This is a genomic window from Serratia sp. CY33802, assembly GCF_052169095.1.
In the GTDB taxonomy this organism is placed as follows: Bacteria; Pseudomonadota; Gammaproteobacteria; order Enterobacterales; family Enterobacteriaceae; genus Serratia; species Serratia bockelmannii.
In genome coordinates, this window is record NZ_JBJNLL010000012.1 from 14,235 (window position 1) to 30,342 (window position 16,108).

The 16,108-nt window shown below is 61.9% G+C and carries 14 protein-coding genes; 5 read left to right on the top strand and 9 right to left on the bottom strand.

Annotated features, from left to right (window positions below):
- Positions 1 to 83: 83 nt before the first annotated feature.
- On the top strand, positions 84 to 1,364 hold the full coding sequence (locus ACJ8HA_RS22885) for a polysaccharide deacetylase family protein (RefSeq protein ID WP_025304228.1): 1,281 nt from the start codon (positions 84 to 86) through the stop codon (positions 1,362 to 1,364).
- A gap of 34 nt (positions 1,365 to 1,398) precedes the next feature.
- On the opposite strand, the gene panD is transcribed toward ACJ8HA_RS22885, so the two are convergent.
- The 3 genes from panD to panB form a co-directional block, all read right to left on the bottom strand.
- On the bottom strand, positions 1,399 to 1,779 hold the full coding sequence (panD, locus tag ACJ8HA_RS22890; protein ID WP_004937544.1) for an aspartate 1-decarboxylase: 381 nt from the start codon (positions 1,777 to 1,779) through the stop codon (positions 1,399 to 1,401).
- A gap of 145 nt (positions 1,780 to 1,924) precedes the next feature.
- On the bottom strand, positions 1,925 to 2,779 hold the full coding sequence (gene panC, locus ACJ8HA_RS22895; protein WP_147823234.1) for a pantoate--beta-alanine ligase: 855 nt from the start codon (positions 2,777 to 2,779) through the stop codon (positions 1,925 to 1,927).
- A 23-nt stretch (positions 2,780 to 2,802) separates the two neighbouring features.
- Positions 2,803 to 3,597 carry a 3-methyl-2-oxobutanoate hydroxymethyltransferase gene (gene panB / locus ACJ8HA_RS22900; protein WP_025304226.1) on the bottom strand — a complete coding sequence of 265 codons (795 nt, stop codon included), beginning with the start codon at positions 3,595 to 3,597 and terminating at the stop codon, positions 2,803 to 2,805.
- 166 nt (positions 3,598 to 3,763) lie between these two features.
- Here panB and qseB point away from each other — a divergent pair, with 166 nt between their 5' ends.
- Both qseB and qseC read left to right on the top strand, forming a co-directional pair.
- Positions 3,764 to 4,426 (top strand): quorum sensing response regulator transcription factor QseB, encoded by a 663-nt coding sequence (gene qseB / locus ACJ8HA_RS22905; protein WP_060448068.1) that lies wholly within the window; start codon positions 3,764 to 3,766, stop codon positions 4,424 to 4,426.
- On the top strand, positions 4,423 to 5,781 hold the full coding sequence (gene qseC / locus ACJ8HA_RS22910; protein ID WP_442515530.1) for a quorum sensing histidine kinase QseC: 1,359 nt from the start codon (positions 4,423 to 4,425) through the stop codon (positions 5,779 to 5,781). Before qseB ends, qseC begins: the two co-directional genes overlap by 4 nt.
- A 5-nt stretch (positions 5,782 to 5,786) precedes the next feature.
- Here qseC and folK read toward each other — a convergent pair whose 3' ends face one another.
- The 6 genes from folK to thpR all read right to left on the bottom strand — a co-directional run bounded on the left by folK (position 5,787) and on the right by thpR (position 10,765).
- The gene (gene folK / locus ACJ8HA_RS22915; RefSeq protein WP_060448070.1) at positions 5,787 to 6,287 is read right to left on the bottom strand and encodes a 2-amino-4-hydroxy-6-hydroxymethyldihydropteridine diphosphokinase; all 501 of its coding nucleotides are present in this window, start codon (positions 6,285 to 6,287) and stop codon (positions 5,787 to 5,789) included.
- Positions 6,287 to 7,834 carry a polynucleotide adenylyltransferase PcnB gene (gene pcnB, locus ACJ8HA_RS22920; RefSeq protein WP_075200639.1) on the bottom strand — a complete coding sequence of 516 codons (1,548 nt, stop codon included), beginning with the start codon at positions 7,832 to 7,834 and terminating at the stop codon, positions 6,287 to 6,289. Before pcnB ends, folK begins: the two co-directional genes overlap by 1 nt.
- Positions 7,835 to 7,895: 61 nt before the next feature.
- The gene (gluQRS, locus tag ACJ8HA_RS22925; RefSeq protein ID WP_025304222.1) at positions 7,896 to 8,807 is read right to left on the bottom strand and encodes a tRNA glutamyl-Q(34) synthetase GluQRS; all 912 of its coding nucleotides are present in this window, start codon (positions 8,805 to 8,807) and stop codon (positions 7,896 to 7,898) included.
- A 72-nt stretch (positions 8,808 to 8,879) separates the two neighbouring features.
- Complete coding sequence (dksA, locus tag ACJ8HA_RS22930; RefSeq protein WP_004937569.1) at positions 8,880 to 9,335, bottom strand: RNA polymerase-binding protein DksA; 456 nt, start codon at positions 9,333 to 9,335, stop codon at positions 8,880 to 8,882.
- A 183-nt stretch (positions 9,336 to 9,518) separates the two neighbouring features.
- Positions 9,519 to 10,226: a DNA/RNA nuclease SfsA gene (sfsA, locus tag ACJ8HA_RS22935; RefSeq protein WP_079656799.1), complete on the bottom strand. Its 708-nt coding sequence runs from the start codon at positions 10,224 to 10,226 to the stop codon at positions 9,519 to 9,521.
- A complete protein-coding gene (gene thpR, locus ACJ8HA_RS22940) occupies positions 10,223 to 10,765 on the bottom strand; it encodes an RNA 2',3'-cyclic phosphodiesterase (RefSeq protein ID WP_197813256.1) in 543 nt (180 codons plus the stop codon). Before thpR ends, sfsA begins: the two co-directional genes overlap by 4 nt.
- 189 nt (positions 10,766 to 10,954) lie before the next feature.
- On the opposite strand from thpR, the gene hrpB reads away from it, so the two are divergent.
- Together hrpB and mrcB are read left to right on the top strand one after the other, a co-directional pair.
- Positions 10,955 to 13,393: an ATP-dependent helicase HrpB gene (gene hrpB / locus ACJ8HA_RS22945; protein ID WP_442515531.1), complete on the top strand. Its 2,439-nt coding sequence runs from the start codon at positions 10,955 to 10,957 to the stop codon at positions 13,391 to 13,393.
- Positions 13,394 to 13,511: 118 nt separating this feature from the next.
- Positions 13,512 to 16,004, top strand: coding sequence for a bifunctional glycosyl transferase/transpeptidase (gene mrcB, locus ACJ8HA_RS22950; RefSeq protein ID WP_049296226.1), 2,493 nt, complete (start codon positions 13,512 to 13,514; stop codon positions 16,002 to 16,004).
- The last annotated feature ends 104 nt before the right edge of the window (positions 16,005 to 16,108 follow it).

Genomic DNA, 16,108 nt, shown 5'->3' on the forward strand with positions numbered 1-16,108 from the left:
TCCCCGCTGTTCAAATCGTGCTATGCTGGCGCTCCACATTTCCTTCACTTTTGTCATTACGCACTCGTAAGCAGAACATCATCATGCGGTCTCAATACACGTTAACGGCTGGGTTACTCGGCATTCTGATGTCGTTGGTTTCCCCTGTGAGCCTGGCTAATCTGCTGTCGGAAGACGGCGCGGTTAAATCTGAATACATGGAAGCGCAGCGCGATAGCGAAGTCTATGCGTTGGTGGGCGAGCATGTGATCCCGGTAGGGGAAGTGAAGCGCGGGCAGCTGATCCAAGTCTTCCCGGCGGATGCGGAATACTACGAATTCAAATTCGGGCACGGTACCGGCTTTATCGATAAAGACGACGTGCGTGAATTGAAGAAGTCGCGCAAGGTGCAAGACGATTTGGGCGAGCTGAACAAACCGCTGACCAACCAGAATCTGATCACGCAAAAAACGATAGACGTATACACCGCAGCGGATAAGGACAGCGAGGTTTTGGGCACGCTGGAAGGCAACCTGCGCTATCCCATCATCGGCAAGCTGAAAGATCGCCTGAACAACACCTGGTACGAGGTCAACATCGGCGAGCGGCTGGGGTTCATTAATGAGTTGGACTGCGAGATCGATAACGGCATACCGGTGCTGACTTACCACCACCTGCTGAAAAACGAAGAGAACAAACGCTTCCGCCACACCTCGACCACCACCTCAGACGTGGCGTTCAGCAACCAAATGACCTATCTGAAGCAGGCGGGCTACGACACCATTTCGCTGTATCAGCTGGAAGCCTACCTGAAAAATCAGATCAACCTGCCTGGCAAGGCGATCGTGCTGACCTTCGACGACGGGCTGAAGTCGGTTTATCGCTACGCTTACCCGGTGCTGAAGGATTACGGTTTCCGCGCCACGGCGTTCATCATCTCTTCGCGCATCAAACGCCACCCGCAGAAATGGAACCCGGACTCGCTGCAGTTTATGAGCGTTTCGGAGCTCAAGCAGATTCAGGACGTGTTCGACGTGCAGTCGCATACCCATTTTCTGCACCGCACCGACGGCAACCGCCAGCCGATTTTGCTGAGCCGTTCGTTGCACAATATCGAGTTCGATTTTGAGCGCTCGCGCCGCGCGCTGTCGCAGTTCAACCCGCACGTGCTGTATGTGTCCTACCCGTTCGGCGGCTATAACCAACGGGCGATTCAGGCGGCGCAGGACGCCGGGTTCCATCTGGCGGTGACCACGGTGCAGGGCAAGGTGAAGCCGGGGGATAACCCCTATACGCTGAAGCGGCTGTATATTCTGCGCACCGACTCGATCCAGACCATGGCGGATCGGATAGCCAACAAGCCGGGTACGGTGGTGGTGCAGTAGGGAAGAACGGGCGCGTAAGGCGCCCGTTTTATTGTCAGGCGACCTGAACCGGCACGGCTTTCGCCTTGCGCTGCAGGTTGTTGTCACCTTCGAAATAGGCGACTTTCGGGTGGTGCTGGCGGGCGTCGGCGTCGGTCATTTGCACATAGGAGCAGATGATCAGTTTGTCGCCCACGCAGGCGCAGCGCGCGGCGGCACCGTTGACAGAAATGATGCGCGAACCGCGCTCGGCGGCAATAGCGTAGGTGGAGAAGCGCTGGCCGTTATCCACGTTGTAAATATCGATCGCTTCATATTCCAGAATGCCGGCGGCTTCCAGAAAATCCTGGTCGATGGCGCAGGATCCTTCATAGTGCAAGTCAGCCTGAGTGACTTTGACGCGATGCAGCTTGCCTTGCAGCATAGTACGTATCATAGCTTTACCTAACTGAATATCGGCCTTCGCAGGCGCTGGGGTTGAACATCTCTCCTGCATCCCTGCAATCTCTATCGTCACCGATTGCTCCGCCATTGTCTACCAATGGCCAAGGCTTCAGGGTGACGATAGTATAAAAAACGGCTTATAGCGTCAGGTCAACCTGCTGGTTGTCGATAAGACGCGCCTTGCCCAGCCAGGCGGCCATCAGCACCACCGCCCGCTGGCTATCTACCGTCAGCGGCTGCAGGCTGTCGGCGTCGCGAATAAACAGCTCATCCGGCGTAAAGCCGGCGGCGCGCAGTTGCTCGGCGGTCTGCTCCAACAGCGTTTCGACCTGGCGCTCGCCATTGGCCAGCTGCTGTGCCAGCGCGTTCATGATCTTGCTCAGCTGCGGCGCGATCTTGCGCTCTTCGGCGGTCAGGTAGCCATTACGCGAACTGAGGGCCAGGCCGTCTTTGGCGCGCACGGTCGGCACGCCGACGATATCGATGTCGTAACCCATGTCCGCCACCATTTTGCGGATCAGCGCCAGCTGTTGGTAGTCCTTCTCGCCGAAGCAGGCCAAATCAGGCTGTACCAGGTTGAACAGCTTGCTGACGATGGTGGAAACGCCGCGGAAGTGGCCCGGCCGGCTTGCGCCTTCCAGAATGCTGGAGATGCCGGGCACGTCGACGTAGGTCTGCTGCTCCAGCCCCTGCGGATAGACCGCGGCCGGGGCCGGGGCGAACACCAGATCGACGCCGCGGCGGGTCAGCTTCTCGCTGTCTTCCTGCAGCGTGCGCGGGTAGCGCGCCAGATCGTCCGGCCGATCGAACTGCATCGGGTTGACGAAGATGCTCACCACCACCACGTCGGCGCGGGCACGCGCTTCATCGACCAGCGTCATGTGGCCGTCGTGCAGGTTGCCCATGGTCGGTACCAGCGCGATGCGTTTGCCTTCCTGGCGCCAGCGGCGGATCTGCTGACGCAGCATCGGCAGGGTTTCGATAATAATCATTGGGTGACTCCTGGAACCATCGCTTAGTTAAAAGAGTGTTCAGCCGCCGGGTAGAGGCCTTGCTCCACTTCCTGAATGTAGTGCTGCACCGCCGTGCGGATATCGCCGCTCTGCGCCAGGAAGTTCTTGGCGAACTTCGGCGTGTGGCCGCCGGTAATGCCGAAGGCGTCGTGCATCACCAGGATCTGGCCGTCGGTGCCGCTGCCGGCGCCGATGCCGATGACCGGAATGGACAACGCTTCGGTGATCTGGCGCGCCAGCTCGGTCGGCACGCATTCCAGCACCAGCAGCTGAATGCCGGCCAGTTCCAGATTCTGCGCGTCCTGCAGCAGCTGTTTGGCGGCCAGTTCGTCGCGCCCTTGCACCTTATAGCCACCGAACACGTTGACCGACTGCGGCGTCAGGCCCAGGTGGCCGCACACCGGCACGGCGCGCTCGGCGAGCATTTTCACCGTGTCGCACAGCCAGCTGCCACCTTCCAGTTTCACCATGTTGGCGCCGGCGCGCATCAGCTCGGCGGCGTTGGCGAAGGTCTGTTCCGGGGTGGCGTAACTCATGAACGGCAGATCGGCCAGCAGCAGGCAGGCCGGCGCGCCGCGGCGCACGGCGCGCGTGTGGTAGGCCACGTCGGCGACGGTGACCGGCAGCGTGGAGTCGTGGCCCTGCAGCGTCATGCCCAGCGAATCGCCCACCAACAGGACTTTGATGCCTTGCTCTTCAAACAGTTTGGCAAAGCTGGCATCGTAGGCGGTAAGGGTAGCAAACTTGCGCTGCTCCTGTTTCCACTGGCGCAAATGGGTCACGGTGGTGGGTTTCATCACAACGTCTCCTGAAACGGGCCGTGCGGCTTACGCAGGCCCAGGCTGCAAAAAAGTGCAGCCATTCTACTGTAACCCGATCGGGGTGGGTAGCGCGGATCGCCATGCTTAAGCGGTTCTTAAGAACCTTGTGGTGCAATGGCGCCAAGACTCAAAAGGGATACTCATGCGAATTCTGTTGATCGAAGATGACAAACTGATCGGTGACGGCATCAAGGCCGGGCTGACCAAACTCGGCTTCAATCTGGACTGGTTCACCGACGGCGCCGTCGGCAAAAATGCGCTGGACAGTGCGCCGTACGACGCGGTGATCCTCGATCTCAGCCTGCCGGGCCTCGACGGCCTGGATCTGCTGCGCCAATGGCGCCAGGCGGGGCAGGACGTGCCGGTCCTGATCCTCACCGCCCGCGATGCGCTGGAGCAGCGGGTTAGCGGGCTGCAAAGCGGCGCCGACGATTACCTGTGCAAGCCGTTCGCGCTGGCCGAAGTGGCGGCGCGCCTGCAGGCGCTGATCCGCCGTCGCCACGGCCAACTGATGCCACAGCTGACGCACGGCAACGTGGTGTTCGACAGCGCCACCCGCAGCGTGAGCTGCAACGGCGAGCCGGTGACGCTGACGCCGCGCGAATTGGCGGTACTGGAGCTGTTTCTGCACAACAAGGGGCGGGTGCTGGCGCGGCCGTTAATTCAGGAGAAGCTGTACAACTGGGATGACGAGGTGAGCAGCAACGCGGTGGAGGTACATATTCACCACCTGCGGCGCAAGCTGGGCAACGGCTTCATCCGTACCATCCACGGCGTGGGTTACACGCTGGGGGATGTGCCGTGAAGCGTCTCAGCCTGCGGCTGCGCCTGATCCTGATCTTCAGCCTGCTGGCGCTGCTGACCTGGAGCACCGCCAGCGTGGTGGCCTGGGTGATGTCGCGCAACACCATCAACGAAGTGTTCGACACCCAGCAGATGCTGTTCGCCAAACGGCTGGCGACCGCCAACCTCGGCGATCTGCTGGCCGATGAAAGCGCGCGCAGCCTGCCGAAAACCAAGAAGCTGGTGCACCACGGCAAGCGCGGCGAGCAGGACGACGACGCGCTGGCGTTCGCCATCTTCGATCGCCAGGGCAAGATGCTGCTCAACGACGGGGAGAACGGCGCCGACTTTCTGTTTGACGGGGAACGTGAAGGTTTTACCGACGGTGAGCGCAAAGGCGATGACGACAGCTGGCGCCTGGTGTGGCTGACCAGCCCGGACGGGCGCTACCGCATCGTGGTCGGCCAGGAGTGGGATTACCGGCGCGATATGGCGCTGGGCATGGTGACGGGCCAACTGGTGCCCTGGCTGGCGACGCTGCCGGTGCTGATGCTGCTGATCGCGCTGATGGTGGGGCGCGAACTGCGGCCGCTGCGCACGGTGGCCGCCGGTTTGCGCCGGCGCGCACCCGATGATGCGACGCCGTTGGATGCGCGCCAGGTGCCGACCGAGGTGCGCCCGCTGGTGGATGCGCTCAATGCGCTGTTCGCCCGCATCAACGCTTTACTGGTACGGGAGAGACGCTTCACCTCCGATGCCGCACATGAGCTGCGCAGCCCGTTGGCGGCGCTGCGGGTGCAGACCGAAGTGGTGCAGCTGGCGGGGGAGGATGCGCCGATGCGCGAGCACGCGCTGGACAATCTGACGCTCGGCATCGATCGTGCGACCCGGTTGGTGGATCAGCTGCTGACGCTGTCGCGGCTGGATTCGCTGTCAGATCTGGCCGAGCTGGCGCCGATCGACTGGAACGATCTGGTGACGATGACCCTGGCGGAGCAGGATCGGCAGGCCCATGCGGCGGGCGTGACGCTGCGCTATGAACATCGGGGAACGCCACCGCCGCGTCAGGGGGAAACCTTGCTGCTGTCGCTGCTATTGCGCAATTTGCTGGACAACGCGGTGCGCTATACCCCGCAGGGCGGCGTCGTCACCGTAACGCTGAGCGAACGTTCGCTGACGGTGGAGGACGACGGTCCGGGGGTGACCGCGGAGCATCTGGCGCGGCTCGGAGAACGTTTCTATCGCCCGCCGGGACAGGAACAAACCGGCAGCGGGTTGGGGTTATCGATTGTGCAGCGTATTGCCGGCTTGCATGGTCTACAGATCGGTTTCGCCAATCGCCCGGCAGGCGGATTTGTTGCGCGGTTGGCGCTGTAGGAGGGTCAGGACTTGGGTTTTGGCTGATGCCACAGCGCCATGCCGTTTTCCGGCACGCGCTTGAGGCAGCTGGCGAGCGGTTCGCCATCAGGGAAAATCAGCTCGGGGGCGATTTCCGCCAGCGGGTAGAGCATGAATTCGCGCTCTTTCAGGCCGTAATGCGGTACGGTCAGGCGATCGGTATGGATCACCTTGTCGCCGTACAGCATGATGTCCAAATCGAGCGTGCGCGGCCCCCAGCGTTCATCCTTGCGCACGCGCCCCTGATTGCGTTCTATCGCCTGGGTATGGTCGAGCAGCTGTTCGGGCGGCAACAGGGTATCCAGCGCCACCACCGCGTTGAGAAAGTCCGGCTGGTTTTGCGGCCCCAGCGGCTTGGTGCGGTAAAACGAAGAACAGGTGACCAGCCGGGTGCGCGGGAGATGCTCCAGCGCCTCCAGCGCGGCGTTAACCTGTTGCAGCGGCTGCGCCAGGTTGCTGCCCAGCGCGATATAAACGCGGATCATTATGCCCCTTCTTTACGCGGTGCCCGGCGACGAGGACGGCGTTGACGCGCGCGGCGCGGCGCCGGATCGTCACCCAGGGTGCTCAGCATGGCTTTCTGCCGCGCCGGCGTGGCGTCTTGGAACTCACCCCACCACTCGGCCAGACGCAGCATCTCCTGATTGTCTTCCACTTCCGCACGCAGCGCCAGCAAATCATAGGCGGCGCGGAATTTCGGATGTTCCATCAGTTTGTGCGCGCGTTTGCCCTGACGGCGGGACAGGCGCAGCTGCAGCTGCCAGATATCGCGCACCAGCGTGGTGATGCGTTTCGGGATCGCCAGCGAGCGGCACTGCTCGTCGAGTACGTCGTTCATCGCCAGCGCGAAGGCGTCGTAGTACGCCAGGCCGCTTTCCTGCGCCAGCTTCTGCGCGTGCTCCAGCAGCGGGTACCACAGCATGGCGGCAAACAGGAAGGCTGGGTTGACGCGCATGTCGTTCTGCAGACGGTGATCGGTGTTCTTCAGCACCTGCGCCAGAATGCGCTCCATCGGCGTATCGTGGTTCGGCGTGAAGTTGCGGGCGATCAGCGGGAACAGCGGTTGGAACAGCTGGTATTCGCACAGCTTCAGGTAGGTCTGGAAACCGTAACCCGCCTGCAGCAGCTTGAGGGATTCTTCGAACAGGCGCGCCGGCGGGATCTCGTGCAGCAGCGAGGCCAGGCGCGGGATCGGCTCGGCGGTCTCTTCGCTGATGCTCATATCCAGCTTGGCGGCGAAGCGCACCGCGCGCAGCATGCGCACCGGATCTTCGCGGTAGCGGGTTTCTGGATCGCCAATCAGGCGGATCACGCCTTGCTTCAGATCGTTCAGGCCGCCGACGTAATCGCGCAGGGTGAAATCCGCCACGCCGTAGTACAGGCTGTTGATGGTGAAATCACGGCGCTGGGCGTCCTCCTCGATCGAACCGAAGATGTTGTCGCGCAGCAGCATGCCGTTTTGCGCCTGCTGAGACGAGTTCTTGTCGGATTCCTGATTCTGTTCGTGGTGACCGCGGAAGGTGGCCACTTCGATGATCTCCGGCCCGAACATCACGTGCGCCAAGCGGAAACGGCGGCCGACCAGGCGGCAGTTGCGGAACAGCTTGCGCACTTGCTCCGGCGTGGCGTTGGTGGTGATGTCGAAGTCTTTCGGCTTTTTGCCGAGCAACAGATCGCGCACCCCACCGCCGACCAGATAGGCCTCGTAGCCGGACTTGTTCAGGCGATAAAGCACTTTCAGCGCATTTTCGCTGATGTCTTTACGGGAGATCGAGTGCTGTTCGCGCGGGATCACGGTCATCGAGTCGTTGCTCTCGGCGATAGGAAAAGGCGGACGCTTGCGCGGCGTTGAGCGGCGGGCAGGGGCGTTGCTGCCGTTATCGGCGGCGCGCGGCTGCGGCGCAGGGCGGCTTGGCGCCGCGGCACGCTCTTCGCGGACTACGTTTTTATCGCCGGCCGCCGCGTCGTCGCGGGGCAGCTTGTCATCGCGGGTCAGTACCTTACGACAGAAGTTGGCTACTCGGGTAAAAATGGTACACCTCGATAGTGACTGATAAAAATGGAGCTAACAAAAAATAGCGGCTAATCATAGCTCACCATGGCTCCTTTGAGAATGCCGGCGTGTTTTCATCCAGAGGGATAGCCTCCTGACGCGGCACGTTTTCCAACCGCCAGTGTTCGATCGCCCAGCTCAATAATAATGGCAGGTCAAGATCTTGCCAGCTTTCCGGCAGCGGTTGGCGCAGAAATTTCAGCGCGGCGATCAGCACCGGCCGCGGATCGCCAGCGGGCAATGCCGGCGCATGGTTTTGCTTCGACAGCTTGATGCCGTTGGCACCCAGCGCCAGCGGCAGATGCACATAAGTGGGCACCGGCGCCTGCAGCTGGCGGTAGAGGGCAATTTGGCGCACCGTCGGTTCGATCAGATCGGCGCCGCGGACAATCTCGGTCACGCCCTGAAAATGGTCGTCGATCACCACCGCCAGATTGTAAGCGAACAGCCCGTCGCGGCGGCGAATGATAAAGTCTTCCCCCGCCAGCGCCGGATCGGCATGCAATTCTCCCTGCAGGCGATCGTGGAACCGGTAAACGGGGGCGGTCTGACGCAAGCGGATGGCGGCACCCTGCGGGCCGAGCTGCAAATCGCGGCAGTGGCCGTCGTACAATCCGCCGATGTGCTGGATGCGGCTGCGGGTGCAGGTGCAGTAATAGCTGAGCCCCTGGCGCTGCAACAGATCCAGCGCGGCGCGATAGGCATCGTGACGTTGGGATTGATAGATGACCTGGCCGTCCCAGTGGAGACCATAATGTTCCAGCGCGGACAGGATGCGAGCGGCGGCGCCGGGAACTTCACGCGGCGGGTCGATATCTTCGATGCGAACCAGCCACTGCCCGCGTTGGGCGCGAGCCTGAAGGTAGCTTCCCAGAGCGGCAATCAGCGAACCGAAATGCAGATCCCCGGAAGGCGATGGGGCAAAGCGCCCCACATAATGACTTTCTTGCATATCAGAGGGGAGAGGTTCCCTTTTCTCTGTGCGGCGCACGCAGGTGCGCACGCCGCAGCGGTAACAACGGTATTAGCCGGCCATCTGCTTTTCGCGGATCTCAGCCAGCGTCTTGCAGTCGATGCACAGATCGGCGGTCGGACGCGCTTCGAGGCGACGAATGCCGATCTCCACGCCACAAGATTCGCAGTAGCCGAAATCATCGTCTTCCACTTTCTTCAGCGTTTTCTCGATCTTTTTGATCAGTTTGCGTTCACGGTCACGGTTACGCAGTTCAAGGCTGAACTCTTCTTCCTGGGTAGCGCGGTCGGCCGGATCAGGGAAGTTGGCTGCCTCTTCTTGCATATGCGATACAGTACGGTCCACTTCGTCCCTGAGCTGGTTGCGCCACGCTTCAAGAATGCGCTTGAAATGCGACAACTGGGCGTCGTTCATGTACTCTTCGCCCGGCTTCTCTTGGTACGGCTCCACCCCAGCGATGGCGAGAATGCTCAAGGACGAGGTTTTACGGTTTTGCCCTTCTTGCATGTTGCTTCTCCTACATACACACGCACTATCGAATCCCCAATGCGGGGGAAAAACAGGCCGCTATAAATAACAGAAGGAAGGTAGGTTGGCAATTATTCCTGTCGCCCGCTTGACAATCGTGTGAAGGAGGGCGTATTTGGCGATCGTGCTGGCCGGTTGTCTATTTATAGGGACCCGACTGCGCTAATCGATAAAAAACGGCAGCTTATCGCAGAGATAAATACCGTCAGGTGATAATTTTGCCCCATAGCAAACCACTTCCACTCCCAACTGCTGGACCTGTGCCAACAGCGCCGCATAGCGCTCATCTATATGATGTGCCGGTGCGACCTGCTCAATACCGCTGTGTAACACGGCAAAGAACAACACCGCCCGTTGCCCGCTTTCAACCACGCTGAGCAACTCACGCAGGTGCTTTTGCCCTCTGAGCGTTACCGCATCAGGAAAGTAACCACGTTGTTGTTGCAGTAATGTGACTGACTTAACTTCAATATAGCAGTTAACCCGATTTTCTGCCTGTAATAACAAATCGATACGGCTGTTTTCACCGCCGTATTTCACTTCGCCACTAATTTTACTGTAACCGGATAATTCATTGATTAAATTGTGTTCAATCGCCTCGCGCACCAGCGCGTTGGCGCGCAGGGTGTTGACGCAGATCCAGTGTCCCTGTTGGGTATGGGTCAGCTCCCAGCTGTGGGCGTATTTACGTTTGGGGTTGTCCGAGGTGGAGTACCAAACGGTATCGCCGGGCGTGGCGCAGCCGGTCATGGCGCCGGTATTGGCGCAGTGCAGCGTAAAGGTTTCCCCTTCCGGGGTGATCACGTCCGCCAGAAAGCGCTTGTAACGTTTGATCAGCGTGGCGGAACGCAGCGGTGGAGAGAAAATCATGCGGATGCCTGCTTGGCCAGCGGCCACTGTTCGAGGTGTTGATAGCGGGTGCGGCCGTTTTCGAACACCGACTCATATAAGGAAAAAGCGTTGGCGCTGAACGCCCAGCCCGGCGTCGCCGGCGGGATGGCTACCGGCTGGGTGGCGGCGCGCAGCAGCGTGATGTGCGGATGGAACGGCAGCGCGCTTTGGTGGCAGCCGCTGCGGGCGGCCTGCGAACGCAGCAGCTCGGCCAGCTGCAGCAGCCCGCGCGGTGCGCGGCGGGTGCCGAGCCAGACTACGCCGGGGCGCGGCCAATGGCCGAGATCGTCGAGCCGCATGCTGAAGCCGGGTTGAACGATGCGGCCGGCCAGTTTGCGCAGCGCCAGCTCTTTCTGCGCGGTGACCTCGCCAAGAAACGCCAGCGTCAGGTGCAAATTAGCCGCCGCCACCGGTCGGCCGGCCTCCGGCGCAAACGCCTCGGCGCGCCAGCGGATCACCTGCTGTTGCAGGGCATCAGGCAAAGACAGGGCGAAAAACAGGCGGCGCGAATTGGACATGGGGGCTCGGTAAATAATGACAAATCCGTCAGGAACAGACTTGAATGCGGTTTGCAACGGTCTCGCGCGAAGCGGGGCGCATGGATGAGCTCCGTACTATAGCTAACGACGCCGCAGTTTGAAAGGCTACGGGGGCAAAGCTAATGCTACACTGTACGCCGTTTAACGTTAACCACCACGGAGAGTTCAGTGTCTTCATTGCCCGTCAGCGCGGTGCTTGATGAGTTGCTGGCTGCGCTGCAGTCCGCTCCTCAGGTGCTGTTGCACGCCCCGACCGGCGCCGGTAAATCCACCTGGTTGCCGCTGCAGATCCTGGCTAAGGCCGGATTGCCGGGGCGCATTATCATGCTGGAGCCGCGGCGGCTGGCAGCGAAAAATGTCGCTTACCGCCTGGCACAGCAACTTGGGGAGGAGCCCGGCCAGACCGTGGGCTACCGCATGCGCGCCGAAAGTAAAAGCGGGCCGCAGACCCGGCTGGAAGTGGTGACGGAAGGCATTCTCACCCGCATGCTGCAGCAGGATGCCGAGCTGCAGGGCGTGTCGCTGGTGATCCTCGATGAATTTCACGAACGCAGTCTGCAGGCCGATTTGGCGCTGGCGCTGCTGCTCGACGTGCAGCAAGGGCTACGCGACGATCTGAAACTGCTGATCATGTCGGCCACGCTGGATAACGTCCGTATGACGCAGCTGTTGCCGCAGGCACCGGTGGTGGTGTCAGAGGGACGCAGCTTTCCGGTTGAACGTTTATATCAGCCGTTGGCCAGCCATCAGCGGCTGGAGGATGGCGTAGCGGCGGCGGTGAAGCGTCTGCTGGCCGAACAGCCGGGGTCTTTGCTGTTGTTCCTGCCGGGCGTAGCGGAGATCAATCGGGTGCTGGAGCGATTGACCGGCGAGGTGGCGAGCGATACCGATCTTTGCCCGCTGTATGGTGCCCTGCCTTTGGCGCAACAGCAAAAAGCGATTCAGCCGGCGGCACCTGGCCGCCGCAAGGTGGTGCTGGCGACCAACATCGCCGAAACCAGCCTGACGATCGAGGGTATCCGGCTGGTGGTGGACAGCGGCCTGGAACGCGTGGCGCGTTACGACGTGCGCAACGGTTTGACGCGGCTGGCGACGCAGCGCATCAGTCAGGCCTCAATGGTGCAGCGTGCCGGGCGCGCGGGGCGCCTGGAGCCGGGCATTTGCTGGCATCTGTTCGCCAAAGAACAGGCGGAGCGCGCGGCGGAACATGCCGAACCGGAAATTTTACAGAGCGATCTCACCGGCTTCTGGCTCGAATTGCTGCAATGGGGGTGCCATGATCCGGCGCAGCTGACCTGGCTTGATGCGCCTCCGACGGCGGCATTGGCAGCGGCCAGGGCACTGTTGCACCGGCTGGGAGCCACGGATGACGGCGGCAAACTTACCGCGCCGGGGCGCCAGATGGCCGCGTTGGGGTGCGAGCCGCGGCTGGCGGCGATGCTGGTCGCCGGGGCGGCACTGAGCGCCGACGGCCTGGCGACGGCGGCGTTGCTGGCGGCATTGCTGGAAGAACCGCCGCGCGGCGGGCAGATGGATATCGGCTACTGGCTGAGCCGCCTGCAACCGAACTGGCGGCAGCGCGCCGCGCAGTTGACCAAACGCCTGCCGCAACGTGCGGGGCAAGTCGACGTCGATCTGGCGCCGCGCCTGTTAGCGCAGGCGTTTACCGATCGCATCGCCCAGCGCCGTGGCCAGGACGGCCGCTACCTGCTGGCCAACGGCCTGGGCGCGGCGATGAACCAGGACGAGGCGCTGTCGCGCGCCCCCTGGCTTATCGTTCCCAGCCTGTTGCAGGGCCACAACAGCCCCGATGCGCGTATCCTGCTGGCGCTGCCGGTGGACATCGAAGCCCTGGCGGCGCAGCTGCCGGCGATCGTCACGCAGCGCACGGCGGTGGAATGGGATGAAGAGAAGGGCACGCTGCGCGCCTGGAAGCGCCAGCAGATCGGTCGTCTGACGCTGCGCGCTCAGCCGCTGGCCAAACCGGCGGACGAAGAGCTGCAGCAGGCGCTGCTCGACTGGGTGCGCGCACAGGGGTTGGCGGTGCTCAACTGGGAGGGGGCCGCTGAACAATTGCGGGTGCGCCTGCAGTGCGCGCAAGCCTGGCTGCCGGAGGCGGAGTGGCCGGCGATGGATGAAGAGCCGCTGCTGGCGGCGCTGGAGCAGTGGCTGTTGCCGTCGCTGAACGGCGTGCGCGATCTGCGCGGATTGAAGCAGGTCAACATCGCCGAAGCGCTGTCCCGTCTGCTGGACTGGCAGCAAAAGCAGCGGCTGGATAATGCGCTACCCACTCATTACACTGTGCCGACCGGCAGCCGCTTACCGATCCGTTATGAGGCGGGTAAACCGCCGGCGCTGGCGGTGCGTTTGCAGGAGGTGTTCGGCGAGCAGCGCAGCCCGATGTTGGCGGAGGGTCGCATCCCGGTGGTGCTTGAGTTACTCTCACCGGCGCACCGGCCGTTGCAAATCACCGGCGATCTGGCGGCCTTCTGGCAAGGCGCCTATCGCGAGGTGCAAAAAGAGATGAAGGGCCGCTACCCTAAACACGTTTGGCCGGACGATCCGGCCACGGCGGTACCGACGCGCCGAACGAAGAAATATCAGTAGGTCGCGATCATTTAAGGTTTGGAATTCAGATGTTTCTTCTGGTCAGCGCTGCGGCGTAGGCACAGATTAAGCGACTAATCATGGCCGGCAGTGTCGGCAAGCTCGGAGAACAACAGCCATGGCTGGGGATGACCGCGAGCCCATCGGGCGCAAAGGAAAACAACCAAAAAGCACCGCGTCGCGCAAGCCGCCGCGCCGTCGCCGAGACGACGATTATGACGATTACGAAGAAGACGAGTATGACGATGATGAGTATGAAGAGGAGGATGAACGCATGCCGCGTAAGGTAAAAGCGACTCCGCCGCGTAAAAAACGCCGTTGGCTCGGCCTGTTTATCAAACTGATCCTGGTGATCGCCGTCTTGTTGGCAATCTATGGCGTCTACCTGGACTCGCAGATCCGCAGCCGCATCGACGGTAAAGTCTGGCAGCTGCCGGCGGCGGTGTACGGCCGCATGGTCAACCTGGAACCGGGTATGCCGTACAGCAAGAAGGAGATGGTCAACCTGCTGGAAGGCATGCAGTATCGCCAGGTCAGCCGCATGACGCGCCCGGGCGAGTTTACCGTGCAGGCCAACAGCATCGAAATGCTGCGCCGCCCGTTCGACTTCCCGGATGGTAAAGAAGGGCAGATCCGTGCCCGCCTCGATTTCCAGAACAACCGTCTGGCGAAGATCGAAAACCTGGACAGCGGCCGTAGCTTCGGCTTCTTCCGCCTCGATCCGCGTCTTATCACCATGCTGCAGTCGCCTAACGGTGAACAGCGCCTGTTCGTGCCGCGTTCCGGTTTCCCGGATCTGTTGGTAGACACGCTGATCGCCACGGAAGACCGCCATTTCTATGAGCATGACGGCATCAGCCCGTACTCCATCGGCCGCGCGGTGCTGGCCAACCTGACCGCTGGCCGTGCGGTGCAGGGCGGCAGTACCCTGACGCAGCAACTGGTGAAGAACCTGTTCCTGACCAACGAGCGTTCGCTGTGGCGTAAGGCCAACGAAGCCTATATGGCGCTGTTGGTGGATTACCGTTACAGCAAAGACCGCATCCTGGAGCTGTATCTGAACGAGGTGTACCTCGGCCAGAGCGGTAGCGACCAGATCCGCGGCTTCCCGCTGGCCAGCCTGTATTACTTCGGCCGTCCGGTGGACGAGCTGAGCCTCGATCAGCAGGCGTTGCTGGTCGGCATGGTCAAGGGCGCGTCGCTGTATAACCCGTGGCGCAACCCGAAACTGGCGCTGGAGCGCCGCAACCTGGTGCTCAAACTGTTGCAGAACCAGGGCGTGATCGACGGCGAGCTGTATGACATGCTGAGCGCGCGTCCGCTGGGCGTGCAGCCGAAAGGCGGCGTCATTACGCCACAGCCGGCGTTTATGCAGATGGTGCGTCAGGAACTGCAAACCAAGCTGGGCGATAAGGTGAATGACCTGTCCGGCGTGAAGATCTTCACCACGCTGGATCCGGTGTCGCAAGACGCGGCGGAAAAAGCGGTCGAAGACGGCATCCCGGCGCTGCGCGCTGCGCGTCACCTGCAGGATCTGGAAGCGGCGATGGTGATCGTCGATCGCTTCAGCGGTGAAGTGCGCGCCATGGTCGGCGGCGCCAACCCGCAGTTCGCCGGCTTCAACCGCGCCATGCAGGCGCGACGCCTGGTCGGCTCGCTGGCCAAGCCGCCGACGTACCTGACCGCGCTGTCCGAACCGGATAAATACCGCCTCAACACCTGGCTGGCGGATGCGCCGCTGTCGCTGAAACAGCCGAACGGCGCCGTCTGGCAGCCGAACAACTATGACCGTAAATTCCGCGGTCAGGTGATGCTGGTGGATGCGTTGGCCAACTCGCTGAACGTGCCGACGGTGAACCTCGGCCTGTCGGTCGGGCTGGATCAGATCAGCGCCACGCTGCAACGCCTGGGGATCCCGAAAGCGGAGATCAATCCGGTGCCTTCGATGCTGCTGGGGGCGATCGGCCTGACGCCGATGGAAGTCGCGCAGGAGTACCAGACCATCGCCAGCGGCGGTAACCGTGCGCCGCTGTCGGCGGTGCGTTCGGTGATCGCCGAAGACGGCACGGTGCTGTACCAGAGCTTCCCGCAGGCGGAGCGCATGGTGCCGGCGCAGGCCGCTTACCTGACGCTGTACGCGATGCAGCAGGGCGTGGCGCGCGGGACCTCCCGCTCGCTGTCGGTGAAGTTCCCGAACTACAACCTGGCGGCGAAAACCGGTACCACCAACGATCTGCGTGACAGCTGGTTCGCCGGCATCGACGGCAAGGAAGTGGCGATCGCCTGGGTGGGGCGCGACAACAACGGCCCGGCCAAGCTGACCGGCGCCAACGGCGCGTTGACCCTGTATCGCCGCTATCTGGAAAACCAGACGCCGCTGCCGCTGATGCTGCAGCCGCCGGAAGGCATAAACCAGATGAGCATCGACTCTGCCGGCAATTTTATCTGCGGCGGCGGCAGCTGGCGCACCATCCCGGTCTGGACCGACAATCCGCAGGGATTGTGCCAGGCCAGCCAGGCGGCGGTGCAGCAACAGCAGCAACCGGCGGCGGGTGAGCAAAAAGATGGCGATGGCGTCGCCGGCTGGATCAAGGATATGTTCGGTCAGTAATCGCTACCGGGGCGTCGGCCCCGGTGAAAATTTTTTCTTTGTTATTAGGCCCGTAACCGTGGTTGCGGGCTTTTTTGTTTTTCCGCTCGTTTTATTTCCCTGTT